This window comes from Methyloceanibacter marginalis, assembly GCF_001723295.1.
In the GTDB taxonomy this organism is placed as follows: domain Bacteria; phylum Pseudomonadota; class Alphaproteobacteria; order Rhizobiales; family Methyloligellaceae; genus Methyloceanibacter; species Methyloceanibacter marginalis.
The window spans coordinates 1-1676 of record NZ_LPWD01000355.1 but is presented as its reverse complement, the minus strand read 5'-3'; the positions used below and the strand labels follow the sequence as shown (position 1 = coordinate 1676).

The window sequence follows — 1676 nt, the reverse complement described above, 5'->3', positions numbered from 1 at the left end:
CCTTCCAATCCCTGTCGAAGCGCTCCGGCCTGCCAGGCCTGCGTTCGGGCTTCGTCGCCGGCGATCCGGCATTCATGGCGGTCTATGGCCGCTTCCGGAACGTCGCCGGCCCCCAAGTGCCGCTCCCTATCCAGCATGTCTCAGCCGCCGCCTGGGCCGACGAGTCCCACGTGGAGGCGGGACGGGCGCTCTACCGAACCAATTTCGAAATCGCCGATTCGGTCCTTGGAGGCCGCTATGACTATCACCGGCCCGCCGGAAGCTTCTTTTTATGGCTGAATTTGGCCGATTTCGGGGGCGGGGAGGCCGCGGCGACAACGCTTTGGAAAGGGTGTGGTGTCAAAGTGCTGCCAGGGGCCTATCTCACGAAGCCGCAAGTCCGCCAGGCCGACCCCGGCCGGGATTTCATTCGGGCCGCGCTCGTGCATGACGCGGAGACAACGCGGGAAGCTTAGCGCGCATCGTCGCCACATTGGGTTAGAGGGATGGCACCAAGAGGTAGAGCAAAGGCACAGCGGCGGCTCCTTCCGAGCGCCGTGGAGACCGGCTTGCGCCGGCTGATTTTCGGCACGTATGGCTTCGTCCTGATCGCGGGCGCTTGCGCCGTGTGGGTGAGCCTGGCGACCTGGTCGGTGCACGACCCGAGCCTCAACAACGCGACCCGGGTCGTCCCCCAGCAACATGCTGGGAAGCTGGGGCGCGATCGCCGCCGATGTCGGGATCCAATCGCTCGGGCTTGCGGCGATCTTTCTGTTCCTGCCGCTCGCCGCCTGGGGCTGGCATCTCGTCGCCCGCACCGTCCCCAACCGCCGCAAGTGGCGGCTGCTCGCCTGGCCCGCCTCCGCGCTCCTTCTGGGGGCGGCGTTCGCCGCCCTGCCCCAGCCCAAGAGTTGGCCGCTGCCCAACGGCCTTGGCGGCATTCTCGGCGACTTCATCATGGCCGGCGCACATATCATCGGCCCGTTCCTGCCGGAGGCGCCGTCGCCTTCGTCGCCGGGCTGGCATTCTTCATTATCGGTTTCTGGCTGCTCCTGTTCGCTTGCGGCACGAGCACGTCGCGTCTCATCGCGTTGTGGGCTCCGCGTTCCGCCGCCGCCAGCGAATGGGCCAATGCCTGGCTCGCGCGGGCATGCATTTTGGCATGCACACGCTCGCGGCAACGCGCCGCTTGTTCCGGCGCAAGCCGCGCGCCGAAGGGTTAGACGAAGACTACGAGGAGGACGAAGAGGATTGGGAGCAGCCCCAGCCCGTGGTCGATGCGCATGGCCGCATCGAACCGTCCTTTGGCCCAGCGCCTCTCGTCGATTACGACGACGACGAGGACGAGGATTTCGAGGACGAGACGATCCGGACTACCGGATCACGCGTCTCGAGCAGAAGGAGAAGAAGCGGAAGAAGCGGCATACGAGCATTCACGCCGAATATTCCGATACGCCTTACGATCCGCCGGCGCTGAAGCTGCTCCAGGCGCAGCCGCGCTCCGCCCGCGGCAAAAGCGTGAGCGATGAGGTCTTGCAGGAAAATGCGCGCGAGCTCGAAGGCGTGCTGCAGGATTTCGGCGTAAAGGGCGAGATCACAAATGTACGCCCCGGCCCGGTGGTCACCCTGTACGAACTCGAGCCGGCGCCCGGCACGAAGTCCTCGCGCGTCATCGGTTTGGCCGACGACATCGCCCG

The 1676-nt window shown here is 66.1% G+C and carries 2 protein-coding genes and 2 pseudogenes; all 4 read left to right on the top strand.

What is annotated here, in order from left to right:
* Positions 1–455, top strand: a 455-nt coding sequence (locus AUC71_RS12650) for an aminotransferase class I/II-fold pyridoxal phosphate-dependent enzyme (RefSeq protein WP_141701671.1), incomplete at its 5' end; no start/stop codon positions are given.
* A gap of 217 nt (positions 456–672) precedes the next feature.
* Positions 673–936: pseudogene (locus AUC71_RS22805) on the top strand (DNA translocase FtsK 4TM domain-containing protein); the annotation flags it as partial.
* 193 nt (positions 937–1129) lie between these two features.
* A complete protein-coding gene (locus AUC71_RS21420; RefSeq protein ID WP_244500948.1) occupies positions 1130–1456 on the top strand; it encodes a hypothetical protein in 327 nt (108 codons plus the stop codon).
* A gap of 44 nt (positions 1457–1500) precedes the next feature.
* Positions 1501–1676: pseudogene (locus tag AUC71_RS21415) on the top strand (DNA translocase FtsK); the annotation flags it as partial.

What these genes read in the sequence shown, in the direction of transcription:
- AUC71_RS21420 (WP_244500948.1), top strand. Translation starts at nt 1,130, where the DNA reads ATGCATTTTGGCATGCACACGCTCGCGGCAACGCGCCGCTTGTTCCGG.